The organism is Gorillibacterium massiliense, assembly GCF_000455485.1.
Lineage (GTDB): Bacteria > Bacillota > Bacilli > Paenibacillales > NBRC-103111 > Gorillibacterium > Gorillibacterium massiliense.
In genome coordinates this window covers 1-26,874 of the sequence record NZ_CBQR020000098.1, presented here as the reverse complement: position 1 = coordinate 26,874, position 26,874 = coordinate 1, and the positions used below count along the sequence as shown (strand labels likewise).

Genomic DNA, 26,874 nt, shown 5'->3' with positions numbered 1-26,874 from the left:
GAAACGGGTTGTTCAAAGCGGATCTAAGCAAGGAAACGTCCAGCGGAAAGCTGCAGATCGGTGGTGCCGGGAGCGAGTCGATGGTGGAGTTCTATCGGCAGCAGGACGGTGTTATATGGAAAACGAGCGCAAGCGATACTTACTACGAGAAAGCGGAGCAGGAAGTCCCGGACGCGCAAGAGGCCAAGGATAAGGATCAGTCCAATTGGTTTCAACAGCAAGCGGAGACGATCATCGATGCGGCCGTCGGGAATTTGAAAAATGAAGTGAAGCTCACCGATGGTAAGGATGGACTCTCCCATATATCGCTGTCTCTTGACCAAGCCCAAATTCCGGCCATCCTGCAAGCCGCTGCGCCGCTTCTCATCCAGCAATTGACGCATCCGGAGGATAAGCACTTCGCCGCTAAGCAGGGTGAGCATGGCACGGACCCCGAGGAAATCATCCAAAATCAATTGCGGGATGCAGCCAAAGTGGATTTGACGCAGAACATTCAACTGAAGCAAGTGGACATTGAGGCCGATGTCAACGGGGATCATCTCATCACCGATCAGCAGGTAGCGGTAACTTTTACAGGGCAGGATGCGGCAAACGCAACTCATGAGCTAACGATGAAGCTCCATGTTCAACTGCAAAATGCCAACCAAACCACCCCGGATTCCATTGACCTGAGCGGAAAAAAAGTGGAGCAGGTGAAACACCGAACACGGCGATTTTGACAAGAGGATAGGATGAAGGCTCCGGCAGATTGGCAAGGAATTGCCGGATCTGCCGGAATTGTTTAGGGGGCATGATAAATGTGAAACCGATCTTGGAAGTGGATCAGCTTACGAAATCTTATCGGAACAAGCGGGGAATCCGGCAGATCCGCCTATGTCTCCATCGAGGTGATATTTATGGACTGCTGGGTCCGAACGGCTCGGGGAAGACGACTCTTTTAAAAACGATAACAGGCCTGATTCACTCCGACGCAGGCACGGTGTCCCTGTTCGGAGAATCCTTGGATGAGCGCAAAACGCCGGCGCTAAGCCGTGTCGGATGCATGATCGAATCCGCCGATTTTTACGATTATATCAATGCGGAACAATATTTGCGGATGGTGGCCCGCTACTATCCGGAATTGACGGCCAAGGATATTCAGGATGTGCTGGTTTCCGTCGGATTAGAGGCGTTTGCGAGAGAGAAAATCAAGCATTTCTCAACGGGCATGAAGCAGCGATTAGCGATAGCCGCTGCGATTTTACCGAATCCCGAGCTTATCATTCTGGATGAACCCACCAATGGCTTGGATGTGGAAGGCATCGTCTGGTTTCGGGAGTTGGTGCGGAAGATGGCGGATGAAAAACACACGACCTTTATTCTTTCCAGCCATATGATTCACGAGCTTGAACAATTGTGCAACCGGGTGGGCATTATCTACGGCGGAGAGTTGATTCAAGAAGGGGAAGTCAAGGATTTGCTGCAGGAAAGCCAAACCTTGGAACACTATTATATCGGCCGGCTGAGCCGGGCCAAAGAGGAGGAGTCCGACCGTGCACGCCATCTGGTTAACCTGGCAAAATGAATGGATGCTGATGCGGCTGCGCAAGAAGACGACTCGTTTTATGGTGCTGTCCGCCTGTTTGCCGATCTTGTTTGCCCTTGTTTATCATACCTTGCAAAAGTCGATGGGCGTATTTGGTCTTACGGTCAGCTTTCCCGTCATGCTGCTTAGCCTTTATACGATTTTTTGGATTCCTCTGTTTATCTTTATGACGACCGCGGACTTGTTTCCCGGTGAAACGGCGGCGCGGACGCTGAAGCTGACGCTTTTACGGCCCATCACGCGCTTTCAGGCGTTTACGGGCAAAATGATGGCTGCGGCAACGGCGATGGGATTCCTGTTCGTCATGCTCTTTTTCGTTTCGATGGCTTGCACCTATGTGGAGTCGCGGACCGTTGATTTATCCGTTGGGGACTGGTTTGGCTATATGAAAGCCTATTTAGCGGCTTTTTTCGTCATGCTGGCTTTATTCGCGCTGTTCGCCTGGATCGCCCAGTGGTTTCAAAACCCCACCGGCTACATGGTGTTCGCCATCCTTTTGTACGTGGCAGCTAAAGCTCTTCCCTTTTTCAGTTCTGTCTTTTCCGCTTTCTCGCTTACTTCCTATTCGGATTGGTATGTGCTCTGGTTAAGTCATTCGACGGGCTTCACCACCCTGATGAATACATTTTTGTTTATCTTCTCTTGGTTTGTCTTGTTTTTTTCTCTCGGATATCTTATGTTTGATCGCAAAGAGGCGTAATTGCAGAGGAGAGTTCTCTGAATGTCCATTCGGCTAAAACTGCTGCTGTCTTATGCGGCCATGCTCGTCATTCCGCTTGTCTCCATCGTTCTCGTTTTTTTGCTCATGGTCACCTTTTACCGGGGAGATTTGCAAAACATCAAAGGGATCTACGAATCGACCGAAGGCATGTTTGACAATGACGAGGTAAAGCATGCGGCAAAAGAAATCAAACGTTCGGTGCAGCACGATCCGGATGTGCTGCTGGACAACAGCTACCTGGATGAGATGACGACGGAGCTGAAAAAGAAAGCGTCCGGCTTGATTATCCGGATTAACGATACGATTACCTACGAATCGGAGAGCTTCCGGCAAAATCCGGCACTAACCGAAGATCTGCCTCCGTTCAATAAGATCGATGCGTTCACCCGCTTTCCAGCCAAGAAGGTGGGAAACGAGGAGTATCAGTACGTGCAGATCGATTTTAAATACCGGGATCAGGGGCAGGGAACCGTATTTCTCCTGTCGAAAATCAACCCGATTACCTATTTCGTACGCAAATACTTCCCGACCTTATTTATCGCTCTCTTGGTTATCTTGATCGGAACCCACTTCTTGCTTACGACCTTCATGTCCAAAAAAATCATTCGGCCGCTGCAAGCGCTGCGCGGCGCTGCCAGCAAGATCAAAGAGGGCGATTTAGACTTTCAGTTGAGGGTCGCGGGAAACGATGAGATCGGCCAACTTGGCGTCGCATTCGAGGAGATGCGTTCCCGCTTGCAGGAGTCCATCCGAGTTCAAACGCAATATGAGGAGAACCGCAAGGAATTGATTGCGAATATATCCCATGATTTAAAGACGCCGCTTACGGCCATCAAAGGATATATCAGCGGCATGATGGAGGGCGTTGCGGATACACCGGAAAAAGCCTCTAGGTACATGCAGACCATTGCGGTTAAAGCGGATGAGCTGGACCATTTGATTGACGAGCTCTTCTTGTATTCCAAACTGGACTTGAACCGGCTGCCGTTTCGCTTTGAAACCGTGAATCTCCATTCCTTCCTCCGGGATTGGTCCGAGGAGCTGCAATTCGAACTGGACAAGAAAAAGATCGTCTTCGCAGCGGACATCCGGCTTGCTCCGGGAATCACCGTCTCCATGGATCGGGATCATTTTAAACGGGTACTGAATAATATCATTCAAAACAGCTTGAGGCACATGGATAAAGCCGATCCGCAAATCCGCATGGTCGCTTATCGGAATGAAGATGCCGCCGTGCTTGAGATATCGGATAATGGAACAGGGATCGAGCCGGAGGCGCTGCAGCATGTTTTCGAGCGGTTCTACCGGGCCGATGAATCGCGGAATGCCCATACGGGCGGCAGCGGTCTTGGCCTTGCTATCGCGAAACAAATCATGGAAGAGCATGGCGGTTTCATCAAAGCTTCGAGTCAACTGAACATCGGAACGACGATTACCCTGTCTCTACCTATCACATAAAGGGAATGATCATAAAATGAAGACTATCCTTCTCATTGAAGATGATGTATCCATAGCGGAATTGCAGCGGGATTATTTGGAGATCAGCGGATTTAAAGCGGATATGGCGCAAGATGGCGAGACGGGGTTGAACAAGGGCCTGACCGGCGAATACGATTTGATCATTCTCGATATCATGCTGCCGAAAATGAATGGCTTTGAGGTGTGCAAACGAATTCGGGAAGTGAAAAACATCCCCATCCTATTGGTCACCTCCCGCAGCGAGGATATTGACGTGATCCGGGGGCTGGGTCTCGGGGCTGACGATTATATTACCAAGCCATTTAAGCCCGCTGAGCTGGTCGCCAGAGTGAAGGCGCACATAGCGAGGTACGACCGGTTGGTTGGCGCGAAGGAGCCGAACAACGACCTGCATATCCGCGGACTTTACATGGATCTCGACACTCGAAAGGTGTTCATAAACGGAGCAGAGACCGTGCTGACGACAAAAGAGTTCGATTTACTCTATTTTCTGGCCGCTCATCCGGATCGGGTGTTCAGCAAAGAGCATCTGTTTGAACGGATTTGGGGGATCAACGCCTTGGGTGATCTGCAGACGGTGACCGTACACATTCGGAAAATTCGGGAAAAAATCGAAAGGGATTCAGGCAACCCGGAGTACATCGAGACCGTCTGGGGAGCTGGCTACCGCTTTAAAGGATAAGGAAGTCTGACCGGTTTTTTGGTCGGGCTTTTTTTTGTTTCAACGTGCCGTTAATAAAAAGTTAAGATACGGTTTATTCCCAGTTGAGGATTCGGCATTACAGTAGGATTAGCCCATTTAAGATGCCTCTAACGCGAAGGGAGTGTGCCTGTTTATATGCATGATCTGTTTACTGCCGTTGTCCAAGGCATTGTGGAGGGATTGACGGAATTTTTACCTGTATCCTCGACGGGACATCTCATTTTGACCGGAAAATTGCTTGGCTTTACCGGCGACAAAGCGGATACCTTCGAGATTGTGATTCAGCTCGGCGCGATTCTGGCTGTTGCCGTGATTTATTGGCGCCGAATCCTCAATCTGCTCGGCTTTACTCGTCTTGCGCCGGGTTCCGATGCCGATGGGATTTCCGTAACGGACCATAAGTTGAATCTGCTCCACGTGATTTTAGCTTGTCTGCCGGCCATGGTTTTAGGCCTCTTGCTGAATTCGGTGATCAAATCCTATCTATTTTCTCCGTACACGGTTCTTGTCGGTTTGGTGCTGGGGGGCGGCTTCATGCTCTTCGGCCAGAAAAAACAAGCCAGGGTCGAGGCTGCGGCCATGGATCAGCTGTCGTATAAACAGGCGTTTTTGATCGGGCTGTTTCAATGCTTGGCGCTGTGGCCCGGGTTTTCCCGTTCGGGAGCGACCATCGCCGGCGGGCTGCTGCTCGGGGTCGGTTACCGGGCGGCAACGAACTTTTCCTTCCTCATCGCCATTCCAATGATGGTGGCCGCCAGCGGCTTCGAGTTGATCAAGAACGCCGGCGCACTGACCGCATCCGATGCAGGATTTTTCGCCACAGGGTTTATTACGGCCTTTATCGTTGCGCTTCTTGCGGTCATCTCCTTCTTGAAACTGTTGGAGAAGCTGAAGCTCGCGCCTTTCGCTTACTACCGCTTCGGACTTGCCGCGGTATTCCTGGCCTATCTATTGATTTCCGGGCAATGAGGAAAGAGGGGGCTTAAATCGAGGAGGTGGGATAGAGTTGCACTCAATTCTGGAGTGGTTTTCAAATACAGCGGTACAATTAATCGATTCTTTACGAATATATGGAATTTTTGTCGGTATGGTAATAGAGAGTGCATGCATTCCCCTGCCCAGCGAAGTGATTATGCTGACGGGCGGCGTCGCGGTGGCGAATGGTTCGATGTCCTATTGGCAGGTCGTGCTCGCTGGCGTGCTCGGGAATGTGACGGGTTCTATCATCGCTTACTATGTGGGAGTGCGTGGCGGTAGAAAATGGCTTGCCCGTTATGGGAAGTACGTTCTGTTCAACCCCTCCCACTTCGAGCAGGCGGAACGCTGGTTTGCCCGCTTCGGGGAAGCCACCGTGTTTTTCACGAGGAATCTTCCGTTCATCCGGACGTTTATTTCCTTGCCGGCGGGGATTGCAGGCATGCGGTTCCGAAGATTTTTGATTTTCACCCTGCTGGGCTGTATTCCTTGGAATATGGCGCTGGCCTATGCGGGATATAAATTAGGGTCAAACCGGAATGTAGTCGAGAGTTATCTGCACCCTATCAGTTACGGAGTGGCGGTTCTCGTTGTCGGTTTGTTGATCTATTGGCTCTTGCGAAAGAGGAAAGGCAAAGCAAATCAAGATAGGGGAGGGAGTTCTCTTGAATAAGGCAATTCTGACCCAATCGAAGGCGGACGGCGGATTGGGATTCGAGACGAATGCCATCTCGGTTCAATCTTGATCATTCACCACTGGCTTATGGCAAGGAGGGCAAACACAACTTGAATTCTATTGTCAATTTTCCGTTGTTCGCGGCGTTGATATCCGTATTTACGGCCCAAATCGTAAAGGTTCCGATCCACTTCTTTTCCACGGGCCATATCAACGTGAAGCTGGCTTTCAGCACGGGAGGAATGCCCAGCTCGCATTCGGCGGCTGTCGTTTCTTTGGCTGCGGCTGTCGGCATGAAGGACGGGTTTTCCTCCTCGCTGTTTGCCGTTGCCGCCATGTTCAGTATCATAACCATGTACGACGCAGCGGGGGTCAGACGGCAAGCAGGCACCCACGCTTCCATTCTCAACCGAATGACGCGGGTCATTCCCATTTTCCAGAATGGGCAGGAGGCCGTCTCTACGTTAAAGGAAATGCTCGGGCATCGTCCCAGCGAGGTATGTGCAGGGGCGGTGCTTGGCTTGGTTGTAAGTATTCTTCTAAGATTTATCCTTTAGTCAATCATCCGCATGTCATGCAGAATGATAGGGAGCGGTAGCATGGAGAGTAAACGAAAGATTTTGATCGTCTATGCCAAATTTGGCGATGGGCACTATCAAGTGGCGCGTACGATGGAGCGGTATTTGGCGGATACGGGCGAGTTTGAGGTGAAGCTGGTGGATGCCTTTGCGGAATCCCATCCGATGATGGAATCCTTTTTCCGCTTTGCCTTTTTCAAAGGGTCCATCTATTTTCCGCAAGGTTACGGATGGCTTTACTCGTTGACCAATAGGTTCCAACCTAACGGGCGCTTCAACCGGTGGCTGCATGTTTTAGGCGCGGCAAGGATGAAAGAGCTAGCCGAAAAGGAAAAGCCGGATGCCGTCATTCATACGTTTCCCTTTTTGGCTATGTCCCATCTCATTCAAAAGTCGGGGGACCCCATCGCCTGTTTGACGATCGTCACGGATTACGTCCTGCATAACCGCTGGATTCATCCCCGGACGGACCGCTATTTCGTCGCCACGGACGATTTGAAAAGGATTTTGATCGGCCGTGGGGTCAGCGGCTCGCGCATTTGCGTAAGCGGGATTCCGGTCCGGCCCGGCTTTGACCGAGCCGTTTCCGACGGGCAGGTGCGGATGAAGTATCGGCTGCCTTCGGATCGGCCGATTCTTCTCGTCATGGCCGGCGCATACGGCGTCATGCCGGACGCATTGAAAATTGTCGAAAGCCTTCGGCCGGCGGACGCGGAAATCCTTTTCGTGTGCGGGAGGAATGCGCGGCTCCATCGGGAGAGCACCGAATCTTTTGCCGCTTTCGAGCATGTGCACGTGTTCGGTTTTGTCGAAGCCATGGAAGAGCTGATGTCCATCTCATCGTGCTTGATTACGAAGGCAGGGGGGATCACGTTGGCGGAAGCAAGAGCACTGCGGCTGCCGGTTGTCGTTTATCGTCCGCTTCCCGGACAGGAGAAAGGCAATGCGGAATATTGGAGCGAAAAAGGATTTGTGCGGATTGCGAATACCTCGGCGGAAATCGGTACAGCGGTTCATGAGGCCATGCAGTGGAAGAGGCGTTTCGGCCATGCGGGCGGCAAGGGAAGATTGTTATCGGCAGATCGGCCGGCGGCGGAATTCATTGTTCGGGAGATCATGAAGACGCTGAACGCCCCTCTTGCAAAAGAGAAAGAGGGCTCAAGCGCGCTCCCGCAGGAAAGGCAAGTCGTCAATGAGCTTCGTTAAGGGCTGGATCCAGGGAACCAAATCTTCGGGAATGGCCGTTTATCTGCTTTTATTATTTTTGATCGAATTCGTCCGGGGTGCGTTTATCGTTTCGTACCTGCCGATTTATGCCACCGAGCGGCTGCATTTTTCCATGTCCGTCGTGGGGTTGGCCATATCCATCCACTACCTTGCGGATAACGCCGTGAAAGCGATAGCCGGTTATTTGATCGACCGCATTTCCTCCCGGAAGGTTTTGGCGGTGGGGATTCTGCTTTCGTGCGCAAGCTTGCTGCTTGTGCTTCAGGCCCCTGGCGCGTGGGCGATCTTGCTGGCCACTGCCCTTCTCGGCATCGGCGGGTCGCCGGTATGGCTCGTTTGCCTCAGCAATATCCGGGAGGAGTCTCGGGGAACGCAGATGAGCACCATGTATCTGGTTTGGATGTGCGGACTTGGCCTCGGCCCGGTGCTGATGAATTTTTTAATGGATAAGGGCTTTCAAATCGTGTTTTACGGGTTGATCGGGCTGTTATTGGGCTGTCTGTTTCTCGTAGCGGCGGCAAAAAAAGGTTCCGTCCAGCCGCCCCGTTCCTTACCCTCCTTTCGGGAACAAGTCCGGCTGTTCGCCGGGGAAATGTCGAAGATGGGTTTTGTCCTGCCGTGCATGATGATGCAAACCACGGCCGGAGGCTTGCTGGTTCCGCTGCTTTCGCCTTTTGCGACAAAGCATATCGGTCTCAGCCATTCCGAGCTTTCGATCTGCATGATGGCCGGAGGAGCCTCCGTCCTACTCTTTCTGATTCCTGCCGGAAGGGGGTTGGACCGGCTTGGCGGCAAATGGTTTCTGGTCGGCGGCTTCGGTGTTTTCGCCGTATCCTTGTTCGGGCTGACCTTTTCCCGCTCTTTTATGGAAGCGGTCATTCTCTCCGTTATTTTGGGCGCCTCTTACGCCTCTTTACTCCCTGCCTGGAACACGTATCTTTCCGCATTCGTGCCCAAGGAATCAGTGGGATCGGGGTGGGCGTTGTGGCAGGTCCGGTTCTGGGCGGTTGGCTGGCTCAGCAATTGAACAGCTTCATCCCCTTTTGGCTGGCGGCGGCACTCTTTGCGAGCATGGCTTGTTACTACCTGTTTTCGGGCGTCCGGCACTTTGGATAGCGCATGAGGCACGTTCGGTTAAAAAATACTTAATTGACTGTTACGGTTTAGGCAAAACCCAAAATGGACAGACTGATTGCAGGTTTACGCGAGAGAGATGTTGCCAGACTAATACCACACAAGAAGATCCCTTCGTCGGGGTCTTCTTCTTTTGATTGCGGCAGTGTTCCGATCAGGGAAACATTTCCTGGAAAATTCCGTCTATTTTAGTATTCACGAATGTGAAGCGAGGATAAACGCGCGAACAGGAGGTTCCCTAATCAATGGTCCAAAAATTTTGTGTGTTCCTTCTATTTTGTTATTTATTACTGCTCACATCTTGTTCAGCTCATTCAACGGTAGCGGAGACCTCTGAATCCGGGATCGCGATGGCTAAACAGATGACCTTAAAAGATGGCGTAGAAACACCGATACCTGGAAATGCTGACCGGCAGGAACCTTCGAATAGCCCGGCAACGACCGACGTATCTAACGATGAAGGGGGTGCGCAGTCAGCATCGGAGTCCGCTTTATGGTTGTTTGCTTCAGCTTTTCAGAGTAATAGTGATAATTTTATCAATTTGACGGATGCTTTGAATGGGAAGGAAGATGTAATGCCTGAATGGGGGGTTAAGGATAAGTATCTAACTCCATCTACTTTTCACGTTTTTCAAATATCTGAAGACGGGAGTTCTGTATATGGTTTGAATCATAGAAACTACGAAATCATGAACTTGAACAACCGAAAAGTACGCGATTTCCAGCATGATATCATCTTGGCCCCCGACTTCAATTCATATCTCTCGTTTGATAACGATCAATGGTACTACCATCAAACCTTGGATGCCGATGGGCAGCCTATCCAATTGAAGAATCTCTCCTACTTCGAAAACGTGATTTTCTCGCCAGATCACCATGAGATTGTGTATTCCATGCAAGATGTACCAGCACATGATAATGCTTTTGTAATCTATGATCTTGAACAAAAGAAAGTGTTGAAAGAAGTAATGATGCCGAAATTAACGGATAAGGAATTGCATAGTGCCGAACGCGGCTATAACGTTTGGGTATCGCAATGGGACGACTATGAGATCCTATATACTTTCCATCATTCAACGTACAAATATGATGTAGAGAGTGGGAAAACGGAAAAATTGGGAGACATGATGTTTTATCCAATGTTTCTTAATCCGCAACAATTGCTGTATTCCAAGCCGCGGTACGATCCAAATGAAAATGATTTGCGAACGATTAAGGGTTACACCGATTATGGGTTGTACATTCGGGATCTTACAAATAACAAAGACATCCTGATTGCCCCTTCACTGGAAGACCTAGACATTATCCCGGAGCAATTGGTCAACACTTCCATGAATTTCTAACGTGCGATCCTTGGAAACATAACAACTTCGCGAATCTGCGAAATGTTCGTATTATACGAAAAAGTATCCTATTACAGGACCCATAAAAATGGCTGCATAGATAAGGGTAATCCATGGCTGATAATCCACATAGAATTCTTTGAAAGAAAGGCTCCAAGGATGTTTAATGATCACCCAACCCAAAACATCAAATACAATGCAAACTCCCGCCCATATGGCACCGGTAATAAGGGCTTCTTCAAGAGTTGGCGCAGATAAACCTTGTATGTAGAGCCAACCAAATATAGAAAAAAGAATGATATTATAAAGAGGGTGCCAAGGCTTTGTTTTTTCATATCCCTCCCCCATGCCTTTTTCGTCCATTGGACTCATTTTTAACACATAAATATTAAATACGGTATGTAAAACTCCAATTATGGTCACTAGGAAATAGCAAATCCAAAACCATATCATCGACATTGCAAAATCTTGCATAACGACCTCCTTAAATCGCTGGCATATTTAGTCGAAAACGCCATATACGACCATTATATAATCTTTTAATGGTGAATGTTGATATTATCTCAGCCGATTTTCGCAGGGAGTAGCCTTTGAACATATAGTCCATAAAGGTAATCCATATGTTACCTTTTGCTAACATTAGGGGGGATACGATGATTGAACGAGAACGGGTAATAGAAAACTATTTTGAGTCTTGGATTAACAAAAACAATGCAATATTAAGAAAAATCTTCGACCCAAACATTGTCTATACGGAATGTTATGGACCTGAATATCACGGATTAGACACAATAGAAAGTTGGTTTGAAGATTGGAACAAGCGTGGAACAGTTTTGGTTTGGAATATAAAGCAGCTTATTCATCAAGGCCATTTAACTGCTGTTGAATGGTACTTTAAATGTGATTATGATGCAGAAGTTGGGGAATTTGATGGTGTATCATTAATTGAATTTAATAACGATAACTTGATTGTGAATTTAAAAGAGTTTCAATCTAAAATACCACACTATTATCCATACAAGTAAAAGGCGTATTAGTAGCTTTTAAAATAAAACCGGCGGTGGGCATATGCCTGCCTTCGCCCCATTATAGTTAAGATAAAGGCAGCGCGGCTGGATGGCCCGGCCGCAGGTTGCTGCGCTGTAAAGGGGGAACCGGGGTGAACTGGAAGCAAAAGCTGGGAAGCCGGAAGTTTTGGGCGCTCATCACTTCTGTGGTCACAAGCATATGCGTCTTGGTGAATGCCGGAGACGACACGACAACCAAGATCGTCGGCCTGATCGGAGCGGTAGGGTCGGCGGTGATTTACATGCTGGCTGAAGCCCATGTGGACGGAAAGTCGGCACAGGCTACCGCATCGCAAGAAAAAACCTCATCCAAATAAATCTGCAGCATCGCCCTGTCCTGGAGCGGCCCCCGCATGTTCATCCGAACATGCAGGGGTCTTTTTGTATAACACCCTCCCAGTTCGACTGGGGGTTCAGGAAAGCTAAAAGCTATGAGTAGAAAATCCTTTGAAATTGATCATGAAGTGAATGCCGGTCTACCAACAGCACATATGAAATCTATGGAGATTACAGGATGGATAAGAGTTGTCTCAATAAGTACCATTATGCCGAGCAGGAAGCGAAGAGCGAGTGGATGAATACCTGCAAACTTACAGGTATTTTTCTTCCCGTGAGGGGAGTCTTTGCAATAGCTGCAAACTTACAGGTATTTCGAGCTCAAACTCTTCATTCATAACCATGGGACAAAAATACCTGTACAATCACAGTTATTTCTTCAAATGGGCCAATTTTGTTGATATTACCTGCATTTTCGCAGGTATTCGCCACAACGCTGTCCCAAGCCCCACGTAGGATCACGTCCACATGCAGGTAGGTATTCGAGAATAGAACGAGCTCATTGATTGTTTACGGGGGAGTCAGCCAATAAGGGCAGGGGGTAGGCAACGTGAGCCCTTTAGGGGCTAGCCTGTGGAAGTTCCGCGGTTGGCAGATCTTCAGTGCGCTTTTGAGGCGCTGGCTTGTACCATGCCCTTATAGAGAGGGCTGATGGAAGCCACCGGCTAAGCCGGTGGTTATGACTTTGCTCTATAAGTAAGTATAAGATTTACTCATGCTTTGCCTTATGCCGCTACGGTAAACGTCGCTCGTCCTGTATGGACGGAGTCAATCGTTTATCCTTGGGCATAATTCCTTTTTTTCTCCATTGAATAAAGAACATCTGTTCGCATATAATAATAGCAAACACATGTTCTTATTTTTGGAGGCGCAGCTATGGCCGCAAACGAGCGCGTCATCATGCTGGTGGACGGCCAGTCGTTTTACGCCAGCGTGGAGAAGGCGGCCCACCCCGATTTGGAGAATCGGCCCGTCGCCGTGGGCGATCCGTCGCGGAGATCCGGGATCATCCTGGCGGCTTGCCCCTTGGCTAAAGCCCGGGGGGTCACCACCGCTTCCCGGGTAGGCGAAGCCCTGGGCAAGTGCCCGGAGCTTACGGTGATCCGCCCGCGGATGCAGACCTACGTCAACGTCTCGATGCTGATCAGCAGCATATTCGAAACCTTTACCGATTTAGTGGAGCCTTACAGTATCGACGAGCAGTTTCTCGATGTGACCGGCATGGGGAATCCCTTGGATATCGCCCGCAGCATTCAAACCCGGGTGAAGCTTTCCACTGGCGTCTGGTCCCGAGTGGGGATCGCCCCCACGAAAATACTGGCGAAAATGGCCACGGACAATTTCGCCAAAAAGCGGACGGATGGCGTGTTTACCTTAGGCCCGCACAACATCGAGGAGCTGTGGCAGCTGCCGGTGCACCAGATGTTCATGGTCAATTCGCGCATGACGTTCCACTTCAACCGTATGGGCTTCACGCAGATCGGCGATATCGCCCGTCTGGATCAAATGGAATTCCGCCGGAAGATGCGTCGGGAGATGGGCAAGCAGAGTGACATCCAGGCGGATTACTACTGGCAGACCGCCCGGGGGATCGACCCGAGCCCGGTGCAGGCGAAGATCCGCAACAAGCTGAAGTCCGTCAGCCACGGGAAAACGTTGCGCGCCAGCCTGTACCGGAACCTGGCCGACATTCAGGTGGTGCTTCTCGAGCTGGTGGTGGAGGTGTGCCGCCGGGCCAGACGCCATGGCAACATGGGCCGGGTCGTTTCCGTGGGAGCGGTGGAAACCGACGGCACCCGGGCGTGGAGCTTCAACCGGCAGACGACGCTGCAGCATCCCACTTCGCTGACCCATGAGATGGCGGAGCCGGTAATGCGCCTTTTTGCCAAGTACTGGAGCGGCTCTCCCGTCAGTCATCTCTATGTATCCCTAAACTCCTTGAGCGATGACAACCTGATTCAACTTTCCCTTTTCGATGACCGGGTAAAGGCCCTGCGCATGGAAAAGACCATCGATCGAATTAAAGACCGGTACGGCAGCGCCGCGATCATGCGGGCGTCCTCCCTGCTTGAAGCAGGGGTGGCGCGGGAGCGGGCCGGCCAGATTGGAGGACATTATAAATGAGCAAGCTGGATGGAAACGAACGTTGGAACTCCAAAATGCTGATGACGGAGCATCAGGAGCAGTACGACCGCAAGCAGGAGGCAAAACGGTCGGGGCCTACGCCGGAGGAGTTGACGATGCTGCGGGATTACATTTTGCTTCCTTATTTGCTCACCATGGTGGAGCGCAACTATAAGGAGATGACGCGTTCGTCCATGCTGCTCAAAAAGCTCTTCGTCTTCGCGGCGGAGACGCTGATGGACCGCATCAGCAAAGATATGCATCGGCTGCGCCGGGAGTTGTCCCAGCGTTCCATCAAGGTGACCGGCGACAGTCAAGAGGATATGATTTATTATTACAGTTTTACCTGCAGGGGATATCAGGACAAATTTGGCATTACCCGCGATTTGATGAAGGCGCAGATCAGCATCATGCTGACGCAATACTTGGCCAATTTGCAGGCGAACCTAACCGCCGCCTCTCAACAGCAGCAGGCCCCATCGTAATGCGGGCGGCACGGCAGATTTGACTGTTTTTCCGATGAAACCGTGGCTGGATCGGTTCCGCTCTGCTAGAATGTGGAAGTGGCGGTTAACCGGACCCGCGATGGCCGATCATGACAGTCAAGGAGCTGGTATGTTGAAGAGATTAATGCTAAAGCCGCTGCTGTATCTGCTTTCCTTTCCGCTGGCAGGCTGCTTATACGCGCTGCAGAATCATGCGAAGCCTCGGATGCACGTGCTGGCCACTGCCTTGGATCGGGCGCTTCCGTTCATCCCGGCTTTTTCCGTGTTCTATGCCTTGTGGTATCCGTTCTTGTTTCTGACGCTCTTCATTATTCTGCAGCGAAGCTTGTCTCAGTATTACCAAACCCTTGCGGCTATTTTTCTCGGGATGGTGCTCTGCAACGTGATCTTTTTTGCGTACCAGACCTATGTTCCCCGTCCGGAGCATATCGGAACCGGCCTATTCAGCCATCTGGTGCGGTTTGTTTACGCGGAAGATAAGCCCTATAACGGATTTCCCAGTATTCATGTACTTACCTGTTACTTGGTCGCCCGCGGCTCCGCGCTGCTTCCCCGCCGGTTCCGCTGGGGGGTTTACGGCTTTTCCGCGCTGATCATCCTTTCCACCTTGTTCATTAAACAGCATGTATTGGCCGATGCGGCTGCCGGCATTCTTTTGGGAGAAATGGTATTCCGCGTGACCGGGTCGCTGCTCAGCTTAAAACCAGCACTTTTTCGGCCAAACGGCCGCCAATTATAGGAATAACAATAATCAAGGAGGAGTAGAAAATGACAACCCCCGGAGTCATCCCATTTTTGCTCGCAGCGAAAAAGGCCACTTACGCAGGAAAAGGGCTGGAATCCACATCGTCCCGTCCGGAGTCCCACGATCTGGAGTACACGGAGGGGAATTTGAAATACATCGATACGTATCTGGGTTCCGCTGAATTTGCAGGAGAAGAAGCGCTGTGGGAAAACGGACAACCTTTTTGGGCGATGAATTACGTAGGGCGGGTGATCAGTGACGGGTTTGACGGCGACTTTTTAAAAGAGGCGCTGCGGCATGTGCCGGAAGATTTGCCTTATCGAGGCCCGGAGAGCTATAAAAGCGGGTCTTACACTTACACTTGCTCGGTTCAAGGAGAGTTTGATTGGTTTACCGGACAGGAAGAGATCTTTCATGAAGAGACGAAAGTGTATGAATGCAGGTTCCATGGCGGAGCGATTAAATAATGGATCAAACGAATTTCATAGAAAATAGAAAAGACAGCGAACTCGCGCTGTCTTTTTAATATAGGGTAAGGGCGCATCGGACTAATCTGACTGGCCGCTATTGCAGGAGGGTGGCCTCTATCGCACGCGAAATTCACTGATAAGCCGCAAGTATTTCTGGCCGCAAATTTTTACGCTGAGTTCGGTAATGGCTTCGATCGGTCCGCCGTGATTGATAAGTTTTCCGCTTTGCCAGACCGAAACGTCCAGGCCGAACCACATGGCATTATCGAGATCGGCGCTGGCGGAGAGAATCGTACCGGGTTTAATCATCGTGCAATTACACCTCCATGTAAACGCTTTCGACATACGATTGGATTTTCCTTCTTGCATGGGTTCCTATTTCATTGGTCGGTGCGCGCCAGCCGCTCCTATTAACCGGTTTACAGCATAAGCTTTTGATAGGAGGTGATCTTGGATGAGTGTATTTGAGGGATATCGGATCAGCAGCCCTTACGGTTTGCGGACAGACCCGATCACTCAGGTGAGTAGCTTTCATGCCGGCATCGATCTGGTCAAAAGCGATCAGGCGCCTATACCGGCTTTTACCGGCGGTAGGGTGATATTTGCTGGCGCCGGAGCGACCGGCTCCGGGTTAGGCGGTTACGGAAACGTGGTGGCGGTGCGGGATGCTTCTAACAGGCTGCAGCTTTATGGCCACTTGAATCGGGTATCCGTAGCGGCAGGGGCGGACATAAAGCGCGGGCAGGTTATTGGGCTGCAAGGGAGCACGGGAGAAGCGGTCGGTTCTCATTTGCATTACGAGGTGCGCAAAACCTTTACTCCCCAATTCGGTTGGACCGCGGACCGGGAAGCCGGGACGCTGGAGCCAGGAAATTACCTGATAGAGTACTATTCTATTCATCGCGAGGAGGATTTGATGCCGATGAAAATCGTGGTGATTGATCCCGGCCATGGTATGACGGATCCGGGCACTGTGAGCGGGACGCTGAAAGAGAAGGATCTGACCCTCGGCATCTCCCGGAAAATCGCCGATTTTCTCCAGGGACGGGCCGATGTGCGGTTGACCCGCAACGATGATACGACCTTCAGTGCGGACAAGACTCAGGATTTATCCGCAAGAGCGGATTTTGCCAATAAGCTGCCGGCTGATTTTTTTCTCTCGGTTCATATAAATGCCGGGGGAGGCAGCGGTTTCGAATCTTATACCTATAACGGGACGACGGATGCGGAGACGGATCGTATCAGCGGCATTGTTCATGCTCATGTGGCTGCTGCTTTTACTGCCCAAGGTCTTCCCGACCGGGGACGCCAGCGCTCCGATTTCGCTGTGCTGAGATTGACGAAAATGCCTGCCATGCTGGCGGAATACGGGTTCATCGACAATGCGGCGGATGCCGCTCTGCTGGCAAGCGACGCTTTTCTTACGGAAGCGGCCCGGGCCACGGCAGATGGGATCGCCGAGGCGCTGGCTCTGCCCGACGCTCCCAATTCGGGACCGACTGCGCCGACGTTTCCCGACATTAAAGGCCATTGGGCTGAGGCGGCCATCCGCAAAGTCATCTCCGCAGGTATCATGTCCGGTTATCCAGACGGCAGCTTCAAGCCTAATGAACCGATCACCCGGGCGGAGGTTGCGGTCATCGTCGCCAAACTGCTGGATCGCTGACGGATCTTGCAGCGTAGCATCAGCAATATCAGCTGCCCGCGGGCTGCTCTTTCAGGATTTTCTCCAGGATAACGGCGACTCCGTCTTGATCGTTGCTGTCCGTAACTTCGTCGGCCACGGCCTTTAGCTCCGGTATGGCATTTCCCATGGCGACGGCGTACCCGCACGTCTGAAATAGGCCCATGTCATTGAAGTCGTCGCCAAAGGCGATGACGTCGTCCATCTCGCAGCTCCATTGGGAGATTAGCTTTCTTACGGCTTGTTCTTTTGATGCGTTGAGCGGCATCACTTGAATGAGCCGATTTTTGTCTGTGTACAGAATGTTAGCGCGACCGTGAAATTCATCATATAGAGGCGTTCCCTCATAGGCGCCGAAGAGGAGGATTTTCGAAGCTTCGCATTGCTTGAGCTCGGACAAGGATTTTATGGCAGGCTCATCGTTTACGTTCATGGCGGTTCGATAGTCGAACTCTTTTAGACAGTACCAGTTGTTTCGTACCTCCAGAGACAATTCCAGATGCGGATAACGTTGTAGGCAGATGTCGATGATATCCGCCGTCACGGAGGAGGGGAGGGAGTCGTGCAGCTCTATATTCGTGCGGGGACAAACCATGTGGGCTCCATTGTAATAAATGAAGGACGCGATTTGGAGCAGTGCCTCGGGCAGAACCGAAGTTACACCCCGTAAAGGCCGGGCGGTGGCGAAGACGATGTTCATTCCTGCTTGATGGCAGGCCAGGACAGCTGCAAGATTCCGTTCGGATACTATTTTGCGCGAGTTTAGGAACGTCCCGTCCAGATCAAGGACAACCGTGCGATGGTTCACCGGAAGCCTCCTTTTGGAATGTTTGCTGTACAGCATTACTGCCGAAGCGCTTCACGCCGGAAAATAGTTTTTCCAATTATAGCATCCGCCCCAAGAAGCTGCCAGACATCTTTTTCACGAACAAGCTCCGGCTTGTCAAACCAGTCCGCATAATCGTCCAAGTTCCCTCATAGACATGTTATCAGTTGAAAAACAAGTCGATGTGAAGAGAGGGATGGATAGAATGCGACGGATCCGATGGATGGCGGCGGCGGTCCTAAGCGTGGCCGTAATCTTGCTTGTGGCGTTGCAGGGGTGCGGAAACAAGGACGCCGGGGCGGTGGTAGGGGATCTGAACAAAACCGTGACCAAGCTGGAAAGCTATAAGGGTAGCGGTCGGATGATCCTCAATACGGGTCAGCAGCCTCAGGAGTACCAGGTGGAGGTGTGGTACAAGAGTCCGGATTTCTATCGGATCGCCTTGACCAGTGACAAAAAGGACATTACGCAAATCGTACTGCGCAACGACGACGGGGTGTTTGTGCTGACGCCTCAACTCAATAAGAGCTTCCGTTTCCAAAGCGAATGGCCGAAGAATCAAGGGCAATATTATCTCTATCAATCCCTCGTGCAGAGCATCGTCAACGATGAGAACCGGAAGCTGGTTGTCGATGGCAACGATTTGGTATTCGACGTTGAAGCGAATTACAACAACGTCACCTTGCCCCGGCAAAAAATTTGGCTGGACAAGAAAAGCTACAAGCCGAAACATGTAGAAGTGCGGGATCATAATGACAACGCGGTGGTCGTCGTCGATTTCACGGATTTTACCTTTGGCGCCAAGTTTGAAAAGGATTCCTTCGATATGCAGCGCAATATGACGGGAATGGGATCGGTCGATCCGAAAACGGAGGATTTAGCAGATTCCGCCGGTTCCGCCGACAGTCGCGAAGCCGATTCCAATGACCAGTCTCAAACCGGGACGGATAGCTCTGACAATACGAAGCCGAAAGGCAATGCCAAACCCAGCCTGCAGCCCAGCGTTCAGCCTACCGTTCAACCTACGGAAAATCAAAGTCCCAATGTGCAGCCGACGGAAAGCCCCAGCGTCATGCCGACGATGACGGCAGCGCCTAGCGGAAAAGCCAATACCGGCAAGAAAAACACGGCTACCGTGTCCCCGACAGTCAGCGCCGCTACCGCGAGCCCGACACCGACGCCGACGCCTTCAAAAGGAACGAAGAAGTCCTCTGCAGGGGTGGACGGAACGACGGCTAATACGACAAGTGAAGTGGTCGTAGGCGAGCAGGGACTGACGGTACCGGCGATCACGCTGCCGGAAGGCGTGGAACAGGCGGACGTCAATCAAGTCACCATCGGAGAAGACGCCGCGGTGCTGGTACGTTACAAGGGAACCTATAACTTCTCGCTGGTGATGTCCCGCCCAAATGCGATGCAGGTAAACATTACCCCTGGCACCATGGTTAACCTTGGATTTACCATCGGTTCCCTGACCGGAACGGACAATAAGACCTTGACCTGGGTCGACAACGGTTATCAGTTCCGTCTCACCAGCTCGGATCTTCCTCTGGAGGAAATGGTCGCCATCTCCCAAAGCCTGGAGGAAGACGGAGGAAAATAATCGTTAGCGAAATCTGCCGCCGCAAGGCTGTCGCCCACGTTTATTCCATCCGCCGTGCATTGACACCCGGTTACGATCCGTTTAACATAATGATGAGGTCCGCGAAGGACAAATGCCTTATGATCTGAATAAAATAGGGCGCCGGAGCCGGTGATGGCTTCGGCGTTTTCTTTTTGCTTGTTTTTCTTATTAAATGAAGAAGGTGCATACATTGGATTCTTTTTATCGGCAAACCCGTATTGAAGTTTCACTTGACGCGCTCAAGCACAATCTGCAGGAATTTCGCCGCGTTTTGCCTGATTCCGTGGGCATGATGGCCATCGTTAAAGCGGATGCCTACAGGCATGGCTCAGTTGAGATTTCCAAAGAGGCGCTAGCTTGCGGGGCAAGCTATTTGGGAACAGCTTTTCTTGACGAAGCCCTTGAGCTGCGCCGGGCGGGCATCGACGGCCCGATATTGGTGCTGGGTTACACCCCAGTGGAAGGGATCGCCAAGGCGCGGGAGTACGGCATTACGCTGAACGTGTATAGCGAAGAGATTCTTGAGGCGCTGGCGGAATACCGCGAGGGAGAGCCCCTTGTGAAAATCCACATCAAGATCGACAGCGGCATGGGCCGGCTGGGCTTGTACGAGGAAGAGCAGGCGATCTCTTTTATCGATCGGGCTCTGAGCTTGCCCGGCGTGGAAGTGGAAGGGCTGTTTACCCACTACGCCTGCGCGGATGAAGCGGATAAAACCTCCGTGCGCGAGCAGTATCGGCGGTTTTCCCGGATTGTGGAGCATTACCGGACGAAGGGCGTCCATTTTCCTTACCTCCATGCCGGCAACAGCGCCGCGGCCATCGACACGCCCGAGCTGAGCTATAATATGGTGCGCCTCGGCATCAGCATGTACGGCCTGTATCCTTCTGATGAGGTGGATCAAGAGATTGTGCAGCTTCAGCCGGTGATGAGCCTGAAAACGGGGATCTCCATGTTGAAGACGCTGCCGGCCGGATCAGGCATCAGCTATGGGCACAAGTATTTTACCAGCAGGGACGAGGAAAAAATCGCCACCTTGCCGATAGGCTATGCGGATGGGTACTCGCGGCTGCTGACGGGAAAAGCTTACGCCTTGGTACGCGGCCAAAAGGTTCCGGTTATCGGAACGATCTGCATGGATCAATGCATGATCGACGTAACCGACGTCCCGGAAATCGGGCTGGAGGATGAGGTTGTCATGTTCGGCAGCCAGGGAGAGGAAACCATTTCCGCCGACGATATCGCCCGGGAGCTGGGAACGATCAACTACGAGATCCTCTGCATGATCTCTCACCGGGTGCCCCGTGTCTATATTCGCGGCGGCGAGGTCGTAAAGACAATAAACCTGCTTCAGCACTACTAAAAGGGCCTGTGGGGCCTTTTTCGTTAACTTTCCCGGCAAGCGAAGAGGAACCCTGGGCCCCTTTTCGTTGATTTTCCCGGCAAGCGAAAAGGACCCCTGGGCCCCTTTTCGTTCACATGCCGATCATCGATTCCTCCGCTTTTATCTTGCATCTGCCATCAGTTCGGTATAACATACTTGATATACTGGAAGCATATATTCTAAATACAGGAATTTGCTTTTCGCAGAAATGGCATGGTACTATGAGGGTAATGTTATCGGAGGTGCGGGCTAGTGTCGAATGTGAGCACAAAACGAATCATGATCAGTTTGCCGGACAATCTGCTTCAGGAAGTGGATGTGATTGTGGAGTTGGAAAACTCCAATCGCAGCGAGTTTATCCGCCAGGCGATGAAATTATACCTGCTTGAACGCAAGAAACGGCAGCTGCGCGACGCTATGCAAAGAGGCTACATGGAAATGGCCAAAATCAACCTCCACATTGCTTCAGAGGCGTTCCAGGCGGAAGAAGACGCAGGCAGCACCGTGAACCGCTTGGTTAGCGGGGTGTAGCCTTGATCGTTAAACGCGGAGATGTGTTTTTTGCCGAGCTGTCGCCTGTGGTGGGATCCGAGCAAGGCGGGCTTCGGCCCGTTCTGGTGATCCAGAATGATATTGGCAACCGGTTTAGCCCAACGGTCATTATTGCCGCCATTACCGCCCAGATTCAAAAGGCCAAGCTGCCCACTCATATCGAAATCGATGCCGTCTCCCACGGCTTTGACCGGGATTCCGTCGTTCTCTTGGAGCAGATCCGCACCATTGATAAACAACGGCTGACGGACAAAATCACCCACCTGGACGACGAACTGATGCGCAAAGTGGACGATGCCCTGCAAATCAGCTTGGGGCTCATCGATTTCTAATGGATACATAGGGGAATTCGTTAGCGTATGCCAGTTTACGCGGTTTACGAGGACTTTAACGAAATTGCAGAAGAATGCGGAAGAACGAGGGGAAGCCCTCGTTTTTTGGTTCCACAAAACAAACGAATCATTGGAGCGGAGGAATGACGTTGGTTCGGGAAAATGGCGTAGAGGAGGCCGCACTGGTTGCGGCCGGACACAGTTTGACGGAAGAGGAAAAAAAGCAGGTACGCGAACGGATTTTAAAGCGGATTGCCGCTGAATTGCAGTTGCCGGGAACCAAGGTGCGGGCGGCTGTCGGACTTTTGGAGGAAGGCAATACGATTCCTTTTATCGCCCGTTACCGGAAAGAGATGACGGGAGAACTGGACGAGAATGAGCTGCGTTCCGTAGAGGAGCGGCTGCAATACTTGAATAACCTGGAGGAGCGCAAGCGCGAAGTGGTGCGGCTCATCGACGAGCAGGGCAAGTTGACTGAGGAGCTGCGGTCGGCCATCGAGGGTGCGGCTAAGCTGCAGGAAGTGGAAGACTTGTACCGCCCTTACCGGCAAAAACGGAAAACCCGCGCCAGCGTGGCCAAGGAGCGGGGATTGGAGCCTTTGGCCGAGTGGCTGCTAAGCCAGCCGCGCAAAGGCTCACTTGAAGCCGAAGCGTCCCGCTATGTCGACTCCGGCAAGGACGTGCCGACGGTAGAGGACGCCGTGCAGGGCGCAATGGATATCGTGGCGGAAATCGCGGCAGACGACGCAAAGGTACGCTCCTGGGTGCGCAAGTTTACCCAGGATAACGGCGTGCTGACGACGGTGGCCAAGAACCCGGAAACGGAATCGGTGTACGAAATGTATTATTCCTACAGCGAGCCGATCCGCAAGCTGCCGCCTCACCGGAATTTGGCCATCAACCGGGGAGAAAAGGAAGAGATTTTGAAAGTGAATTTGGACGTGGCGACGGACAAAATTCGTGATTTTATCGCCAGACAATATATCCGCGGCGAGTCCGTGACCTCGGCTGTACTGGCGAATGCGCTGGAGGACGCCTACAAGCGGCTCATCGCCCCGGCGGTGGAGCGGGAAGTGCGGGGCATGATGACGGAGACGGCGGAAGAGCATGCCATCAAGATCTTCTCCGGCAACCTGCGTAATCTGCTGCTGCAACCGCCGGTGAAGGGAAAAGCAGTGCTGGGTGTCGATCCGGCTTTCCGCACCGGCTGCAAGCTGGCGGTGGTAGACGATACCGGCAAGCTACTAGAAGTGGCGGTGACCTACCCGACGCCTCCCCACAACAAGAAAGTGGAAGCCAAGGCGCTGATGAAGGAGCTCATCAGCAAATACGGCGTGGAGCTAATCGTCATCGGCAACGGCACGGCAAGCCGGGAAACGGAGCAAATTATCGCCGACATGCTGGCGGAAATCGGTCGGCCTGAGCTGGCCTATCTCATCGTCAGCGAAGCTGGGGCCAGCGTGTATTCCGCCTCCAAGCTGGCGCAGACGGAGTTTCCTGATCTGGACGTGGCCGAGCGCAGCGCCGTTTCCATTGCGAGACGGCTGCAGGACCCGTTGGCCGAGCTGGTAAAAATCGATCCGAAATCCATCGGAGTCGGCCAATACCAGCATGACGTGACCCAGAAGCGGTTGGAGGAAAGCTTGGGAGCGGTAGTAGAATCGGCAGTTAACCATGTCGGCGTCGATTTGAATACGGCGTCTCCCTCGCTGCTCGGCTATGTCGCCGGAGTGAACGCCACTTTGGCGAAGAACATCGTCAAGCACCGGGAGGAAAACGGCAAGTTCAGCGACCGTAAGGAGCTGATGAAGGTACCCCGGCTCGGCGCCAAAGCGTACGAGCAGTGTGTCGGCTTTATGCGCATCAGCGGCGGGAAGAATCCGCTGGACAGCACGCCGATTCACCCCGAATCCTATGGGGTGGTGGAGGGTCTGTTCGCTGAGCTTGGGTTAAAACGGAGCGAGATCGGCTCTTCCCGGATGCGGGAGCGGCTCACCGAAGTGGCGACGGAAGAGCTGGCGCCTCGACTCGGCGTCGGCGTGCCGACGCTGGGGGACATCGTCGCCAGCTTGCAGCGCCCCGGCCGCGACCCGCGGGAGGAGCTGCCGCCGCCGATTTTCCGCACCGACGTGCTCAAGCTCGAGGACTTGCGCCCCGGCATGGAACTGGCCGGCACCGTGCGCAACGTCATCGACTTCGGTGCCTTTGTGGACATCGGCATCAAGAATGACGGCCTCGTCCACATCTCGCAGCTGAGTGACCGGTTCGTCAAGCATCCGATGGACGTCGTTTCCGTCGGAGATACCGTTACGGTCTGGGTGCTCGGCATCGATGAGAAGAAAGGCCGCGTCAGCCTCACCATGCGCAAGCCGGAGTAAATCGCGGCGTACAAGCTGCCAAGTATTGTAAATAAACCGAGGTTGCGATAGGATAGTCGTAATCTCGGTTTTTATTTTTTATAGAGAAAGGGTGGCAAGAGACATGGGTGCTGTGTTAAAGCGGCCAACTGCGGGGGAGTATCCCACACATTTTTCCAAGTACATTAATCTTGTTCCCGAGGGCGACTTGATCGCCTTACTGGAGCAGCAAGAGAGGGAGCTTGCGGAGTTGTTTCGGCCGGTTACCGAAGATCAAGGTGCATACCGCTACGAGCCTGGCAAATGGAGCATCAAGGAACTGCTCGGCCACATCAACGACACGGAGCGCATGATGGCTGGCCGCGCCCTGCGTATCGCTCGGGGAGATCGGACGCCTCTCGCTGGCTTCGAGCAGGACGATTACGTCGCCTCGGCGAAATCGGAACGGCTGTCCGTCGCCTTTTTGCTGGAGGAAGCCGTTGCCGTACGGAAAGCGTCATTAACGCTGTTCAAAGGCTTGCCCGAGGAAGCTTGGAGCTATTCCGGCTTGCTGATGGAAAAGGAGATTTCCGCTCTTTCCCTAGCCTGCATCATTTATGGGCATACCCAGCACCACTTGGAGATCTTTAAGGAACGCTATCTGCCTCATTTGTAAAACTTTTGCAGTATAACAAAATAAGAAAAACGTCTATCGACGTACATGCAAAGAAGCTTGACTGCTTATAAAGGTAGTTTTTCTTGCGATATAAGGAAGCCGCTGCTCCGAAGTTTATACTTTCTTATACGTCAAAAAACGGAGGCGAATGCCCCCGTTTTTTTAACGTTACAGAATGTTTAAGTTTGCTAAAGTGCAAAAGCACTAAAATATTCTGTACCAAGAAAACCTACCTCTGAAACGCGGTCGCTCATCTTTGTAAAGCTTCGATAGAGGTTTTCTTATGCCTTTGCGATGCTATTTGGATGTATGGCGGTGCTTTTTTTCGCTGTCCCAATTCTGGGTGCGGTAGAAAAACCAGCAGTCGTTTAGCAGACGGATTTTTTTGCGGTTTTTCGTTTGAAAAGCCCGCATCAATTGGTTGCTGAGCCATTGCGGCATCCGTGACCCGCTCCTTTCGGCATCCCTGGACTCTGCTTCAGTATATGAAGCGGAACCAGATAGGTGAAAAGCGAAAGCGGGGGGGTTGTCGTCAGGCTGCGAGTCATTCAGCAAACGAACTATAGAGCGCGGGCCTCTTCGGCTTCCTCGTACCATTGCTCCAACTGAGCCTGCAGTGCGCGGATTTCCGTCAAAAGCGAGATGAGCGGGTACTCCGTCTCCCGGATGGCCGCGAAGGTCTTTTCCAGTTCATTGATATAGTCCAGCCCGGTCCAGACCTGAACGGTTTTGTCTGCAACCTCCAGATTGTCGCACTCGGCAACGAATACCGGCAGATCTGGCTTGTTTCCGGCCGTGAGTTTGTCGATTTCCTTATGCAGCCGCCCGATCAGAGCCGCCAACTGATACATGTGGGTCTCGGGCATTTCCACAAATGCCAGCCGAGCTCCTTGCGCCAGCAAGCCGTAACGCATTACTTGCTCCGTGTTAGCCATTTGCCACCATATCCTTTCCCCTTGCCCCATGGGCCTTTTCTATCCTGAACGAACCTCTATCAGTCCGTTGAAGGCGAAGCGATAACCGGCTCTTGCCGATTTTCCGAGCGTTCGCATGCGCCGCGGCGGCGCGTGTATCTCTTGACAGTGTAGCGTATCCTGCGGTTACAATTCAAGAGATGGGGGGATGGAAATGGAGAACGAGCAGCTGCAGAAATGGGTGGAGGATGTCTCCCTGAAAAGCTTTGGCCGTCCTTTTCAGCATAAGGCGGCATTTAACGCTAGACTTCGATCCACGGGTGGTCGGTATTTTACTAAGTCCCATAATATCGAAATCAGCCGGCAGCATTTTGACACCTTCGGAGCCGAGGAAACCGAGAAAATCATCAAGCATGAGCTGTGCCACTATCATTTGCATTTGACGCGGAGGGGCTTCAAGCACCGGGATGCCGATTTCAAAGCGTTGCTGAAGCTGGTTGGAGGTTCGCGCTATTGTTCGTCTTTGCCGGTTGCTCGCAACACGGAGCCTTACCGCTATCGGTTGCGCTGCACGGCTTGTTCCATGGAGTATTTGCGCAAACGCAAGGTAGACCCGAAACGCTATGTCTGCGGGAAATGCCGGGGCCGTCTGACGCTGGAACCGATTACAGGTTCTTGACCGGCGGCGGTCTTTTATGTTACCATAGGTTTTGCCGTTCCCTGATAGCTCAGTTGGTAGAGCACTCGACTGTTAATCGAGTTGTCACAGGTTCGAGTCCTGTTCGGGGAGCCATTCTTATATGGAGAGATACCCAAGTGGCTATAAGGGGACCCTCTGCTAAGGGGTTAGACTGAGCAATCGGTGCGAGGGTTCGAA

Annotated in this window: 31 protein-coding genes and 1 tRNA gene; 26 read left to right on the top strand and 6 right to left on the bottom strand. The window is 52.1% G+C overall.

The window, feature by feature from the left end; translation table 11 throughout:
* The 11 genes from TJ79_RS27570 to TJ79_RS11870 form a co-directional block, all read left to right on the top strand.
* On the top strand, positions 1–719 hold a 719-nt coding region (locus TJ79_RS27570; RefSeq protein WP_202903317.1), incomplete at its 5' end, for a hypothetical protein.
* Between the two features lie 80 nt (positions 720–799).
* Positions 800–1,564 carry an ABC transporter ATP-binding protein gene (locus tag TJ79_RS11915; protein WP_052339517.1) on the top strand — a complete coding sequence of 255 codons (765 nt, stop codon included), beginning with the start codon at positions 800–802 and terminating at the stop codon, positions 1,562–1,564.
* Complete coding sequence (locus TJ79_RS11910) at positions 1,533–2,285, top strand: ABC transporter permease subunit (protein WP_040950533.1); 753 nt, start codon at positions 1,533–1,535, stop codon at positions 2,283–2,285. The genes TJ79_RS11915 and TJ79_RS11910 overlap by 32 nt, the downstream gene beginning before the upstream one ends.
* 21 nt (positions 2,286–2,306) lie before the next feature.
* Entirely contained in the window at positions 2,307–3,764 is a 1,458-nt protein-coding gene (locus tag TJ79_RS11905; protein WP_040950532.1) for a sensor histidine kinase, read from the top strand.
* 16 nt (positions 3,765–3,780) lie between these two features.
* Positions 3,781–4,467: a response regulator transcription factor gene (locus tag TJ79_RS11900; protein WP_040950531.1), complete on the top strand. Its 687-nt coding sequence runs from the start codon at positions 3,781–3,783 to the stop codon at positions 4,465–4,467.
* Positions 4,468–4,623: 156 nt separating this feature from the next.
* Positions 4,624–5,457, top strand: a complete 834-nt coding sequence (locus tag TJ79_RS11895; RefSeq protein WP_040950530.1) for an undecaprenyl-diphosphate phosphatase — start codon at positions 4,624–4,626, stop codon at positions 5,455–5,457.
* A 118-nt stretch (positions 5,458–5,575) separates the two neighbouring features.
* Positions 5,576–6,136 carry a DedA family protein gene (locus tag TJ79_RS11890; protein ID WP_081756873.1) on the top strand — a complete coding sequence of 187 codons (561 nt, stop codon included), beginning with the start codon at positions 5,576–5,578 and terminating at the stop codon, positions 6,134–6,136.
* Between the two features lie 113 nt (positions 6,137–6,249).
* Entirely contained in the window at positions 6,250–6,696 is a 447-nt protein-coding gene (locus tag TJ79_RS11885; RefSeq protein WP_040950528.1) for a divergent PAP2 family protein, read from the top strand.
* Between the two features lie 42 nt (positions 6,697–6,738).
* Positions 6,739–7,923 (top strand): MGDG synthase family glycosyltransferase, encoded by a 1,185-nt coding sequence (locus tag TJ79_RS11880; protein ID WP_052339516.1) that lies wholly within the window; start codon positions 6,739–6,741, stop codon positions 7,921–7,923.
* Positions 7,910–8,971 carry an MFS transporter gene (locus tag TJ79_RS11875; protein ID WP_052339515.1) on the top strand — a complete coding sequence of 354 codons (1,062 nt, stop codon included), beginning with the start codon at positions 7,910–7,912 and terminating at the stop codon, positions 8,969–8,971. Before TJ79_RS11880 ends, TJ79_RS11875 begins: the two co-directional genes overlap by 14 nt.
* Before the next feature lie 352 nt (positions 8,972–9,323).
* The gene (locus tag TJ79_RS11870) at positions 9,324–10,421 is read left to right on the top strand and encodes a hypothetical protein (protein ID WP_040950527.1); all 1,098 of its coding nucleotides are present in this window, start codon (positions 9,324–9,326) and stop codon (positions 10,419–10,421) included.
* A 51-nt stretch (positions 10,422–10,472) separates the two neighbouring features.
* Here the strand turns inward: TJ79_RS11870 and TJ79_RS11865 are convergent, their stop codons facing one another.
* Positions 10,473–10,895, bottom strand: coding sequence for a hypothetical protein (locus TJ79_RS11865; RefSeq protein ID WP_040950526.1), 423 nt, complete (start codon positions 10,893–10,895; stop codon positions 10,473–10,475).
* A 179-nt stretch (positions 10,896–11,074) separates the two neighbouring features.
* Between TJ79_RS11865 and TJ79_RS11860 the strand changes: the two genes are divergently transcribed.
* From TJ79_RS11860 to TJ79_RS11835, 6 genes are all read left to right on the top strand, one after another.
* On the top strand, positions 11,075–11,446 hold the full coding sequence (locus TJ79_RS11860) for a nuclear transport factor 2 family protein (protein ID WP_040950525.1): 372 nt from the start codon (positions 11,075–11,077) through the stop codon (positions 11,444–11,446).
* A gap of 134 nt (positions 11,447–11,580) precedes the next feature.
* On the top strand, positions 11,581–11,805 hold the full coding sequence (locus tag TJ79_RS11855) for a hypothetical protein (protein WP_040950524.1): 225 nt from the start codon (positions 11,581–11,583) through the stop codon (positions 11,803–11,805).
* Between the two features lie 895 nt (positions 11,806–12,700).
* Positions 12,701–13,948 (top strand): DNA polymerase IV, encoded by a 1,248-nt coding sequence (locus tag TJ79_RS11850; protein WP_040950523.1) that lies wholly within the window; start codon positions 12,701–12,703, stop codon positions 13,946–13,948.
* The gene (locus TJ79_RS11845) at positions 13,945–14,433 is read left to right on the top strand and encodes a YhjD family protein (RefSeq protein WP_040950522.1); all 489 of its coding nucleotides are present in this window, start codon (positions 13,945–13,947) and stop codon (positions 14,431–14,433) included. Before TJ79_RS11850 ends, TJ79_RS11845 begins: the two co-directional genes overlap by 4 nt.
* Positions 14,434–14,467: 34 nt before the next feature.
* Entirely contained in the window at positions 14,468–15,193 is a 726-nt protein-coding gene (locus TJ79_RS11840; RefSeq protein WP_155987855.1) for a phosphatase PAP2 family protein, read from the top strand.
* Between the two features lie 29 nt (positions 15,194–15,222).
* A complete protein-coding gene (locus TJ79_RS11835) occupies positions 15,223–15,666 on the top strand; it encodes a DUF5680 domain-containing protein (RefSeq protein ID WP_040950520.1) in 444 nt (147 codons plus the stop codon).
* A gap of 117 nt (positions 15,667–15,783) precedes the next feature.
* Here the strand turns inward: TJ79_RS11835 and TJ79_RS11830 are convergent, their stop codons facing one another.
* Positions 15,784–15,978, bottom strand: coding sequence for a hypothetical protein (locus TJ79_RS11830; RefSeq protein WP_040950519.1), 195 nt, complete (start codon positions 15,976–15,978; stop codon positions 15,784–15,786).
* Positions 15,979–16,123: 145 nt separating this feature from the next.
* Here TJ79_RS11830 and TJ79_RS26660 point away from each other — a divergent pair, with 145 nt between their 5' ends.
* The gene (locus tag TJ79_RS26660; RefSeq protein ID WP_081756868.1) at positions 16,124–17,335 is read left to right on the top strand and encodes an N-acetylmuramoyl-L-alanine amidase; all 1,212 of its coding nucleotides are present in this window, start codon (positions 16,124–16,126) and stop codon (positions 17,333–17,335) included.
* Between the two features lie 28 nt (positions 17,336–17,363).
* Here the strand turns inward: TJ79_RS26660 and TJ79_RS11820 are convergent, their stop codons facing one another.
* Complete coding sequence (locus TJ79_RS11820) at positions 17,364–18,161, bottom strand: Cof-type HAD-IIB family hydrolase (RefSeq protein ID WP_040950518.1); 798 nt, start codon at positions 18,159–18,161, stop codon at positions 17,364–17,366.
* A 35-nt stretch (positions 18,162–18,196) separates the two neighbouring features.
* Complete coding sequence (locus tag TJ79_RS28440; protein WP_272944747.1) at positions 18,197–18,322, bottom strand: hypothetical protein; 126 nt, start codon at positions 18,320–18,322, stop codon at positions 18,197–18,199.
* A gap of 62 nt (positions 18,323–18,384) precedes the next feature.
* On the opposite strand from TJ79_RS28440, the gene TJ79_RS11815 reads away from it, so the two are divergent.
* The 6 genes from TJ79_RS11815 to TJ79_RS11790 all read left to right on the top strand — a co-directional run bounded on the left by TJ79_RS11815 (position 18,385) and on the right by TJ79_RS11790 (position 25,083).
* Positions 18,385–19,782 carry a hypothetical protein gene (locus TJ79_RS11815; protein ID WP_040950517.1) on the top strand — a complete coding sequence of 466 codons (1,398 nt, stop codon included), beginning with the start codon at positions 18,385–18,387 and terminating at the stop codon, positions 19,780–19,782.
* A gap of 211 nt (positions 19,783–19,993) precedes the next feature.
* Complete coding sequence (alr, locus tag TJ79_RS11810) at positions 19,994–21,166, top strand: alanine racemase (RefSeq protein WP_040950516.1); 1,173 nt, start codon at positions 19,994–19,996, stop codon at positions 21,164–21,166.
* A gap of 300 nt (positions 21,167–21,466) precedes the next feature.
* Positions 21,467–21,718 (top strand): CopG family ribbon-helix-helix protein, encoded by a 252-nt coding sequence (locus TJ79_RS11805; RefSeq protein ID WP_040950537.1) that lies wholly within the window; start codon positions 21,467–21,469, stop codon positions 21,716–21,718.
* A 2-nt stretch (positions 21,719–21,720) separates the two neighbouring features.
* Positions 21,721–22,071, top strand: a complete 351-nt coding sequence (locus TJ79_RS11800) for a type II toxin-antitoxin system PemK/MazF family toxin (protein ID WP_040950515.1) — start codon at positions 21,721–21,723, stop codon at positions 22,069–22,071.
* A 143-nt stretch (positions 22,072–22,214) separates the two neighbouring features.
* Positions 22,215–24,449 carry a Tex family protein gene (locus tag TJ79_RS11795; RefSeq protein WP_081756866.1) on the top strand — a complete coding sequence of 745 codons (2,235 nt, stop codon included), beginning with the start codon at positions 22,215–22,217 and terminating at the stop codon, positions 24,447–24,449.
* A 103-nt stretch (positions 24,450–24,552) separates the two neighbouring features.
* The gene (locus TJ79_RS11790; RefSeq protein ID WP_040950514.1) at positions 24,553–25,083 is read left to right on the top strand and encodes a DinB family protein; all 531 of its coding nucleotides are present in this window, start codon (positions 24,553–24,555) and stop codon (positions 25,081–25,083) included.
* A 297-nt stretch (positions 25,084–25,380) separates the two neighbouring features.
* On the opposite strand, the gene cmpA is transcribed toward TJ79_RS11790, so the two are convergent.
* Both cmpA and TJ79_RS11785 read right to left on the bottom strand, forming a co-directional pair.
* Positions 25,381–25,524, bottom strand: coding sequence for a cortex morphogenetic protein CmpA (gene cmpA, locus TJ79_RS27180; RefSeq protein WP_155987854.1), 144 nt, complete (start codon positions 25,522–25,524; stop codon positions 25,381–25,383).
* Between the two features lie 119 nt (positions 25,525–25,643).
* Positions 25,644–26,018, bottom strand: a complete 375-nt coding sequence (locus tag TJ79_RS11785) for a hypothetical protein (RefSeq protein WP_040950513.1) — start codon at positions 26,016–26,018, stop codon at positions 25,644–25,646.
* Between the two features lie 193 nt (positions 26,019–26,211).
* On the opposite strand from TJ79_RS11785, the gene TJ79_RS11780 reads away from it, so the two are divergent.
* Together TJ79_RS11780 and TJ79_RS11775 are read left to right on the top strand one after the other, a co-directional pair.
* Entirely contained in the window at positions 26,212–26,676 is a 465-nt protein-coding gene (locus TJ79_RS11780; protein WP_040950535.1) for a SprT family protein, read from the top strand.
* 38 nt (positions 26,677–26,714) lie between these two features.
* Positions 26,715–26,790, top strand: a tRNA-Asn gene (locus tag TJ79_RS11775).
* Positions 26,791–26,874 lie beyond the last annotated feature (84 nt).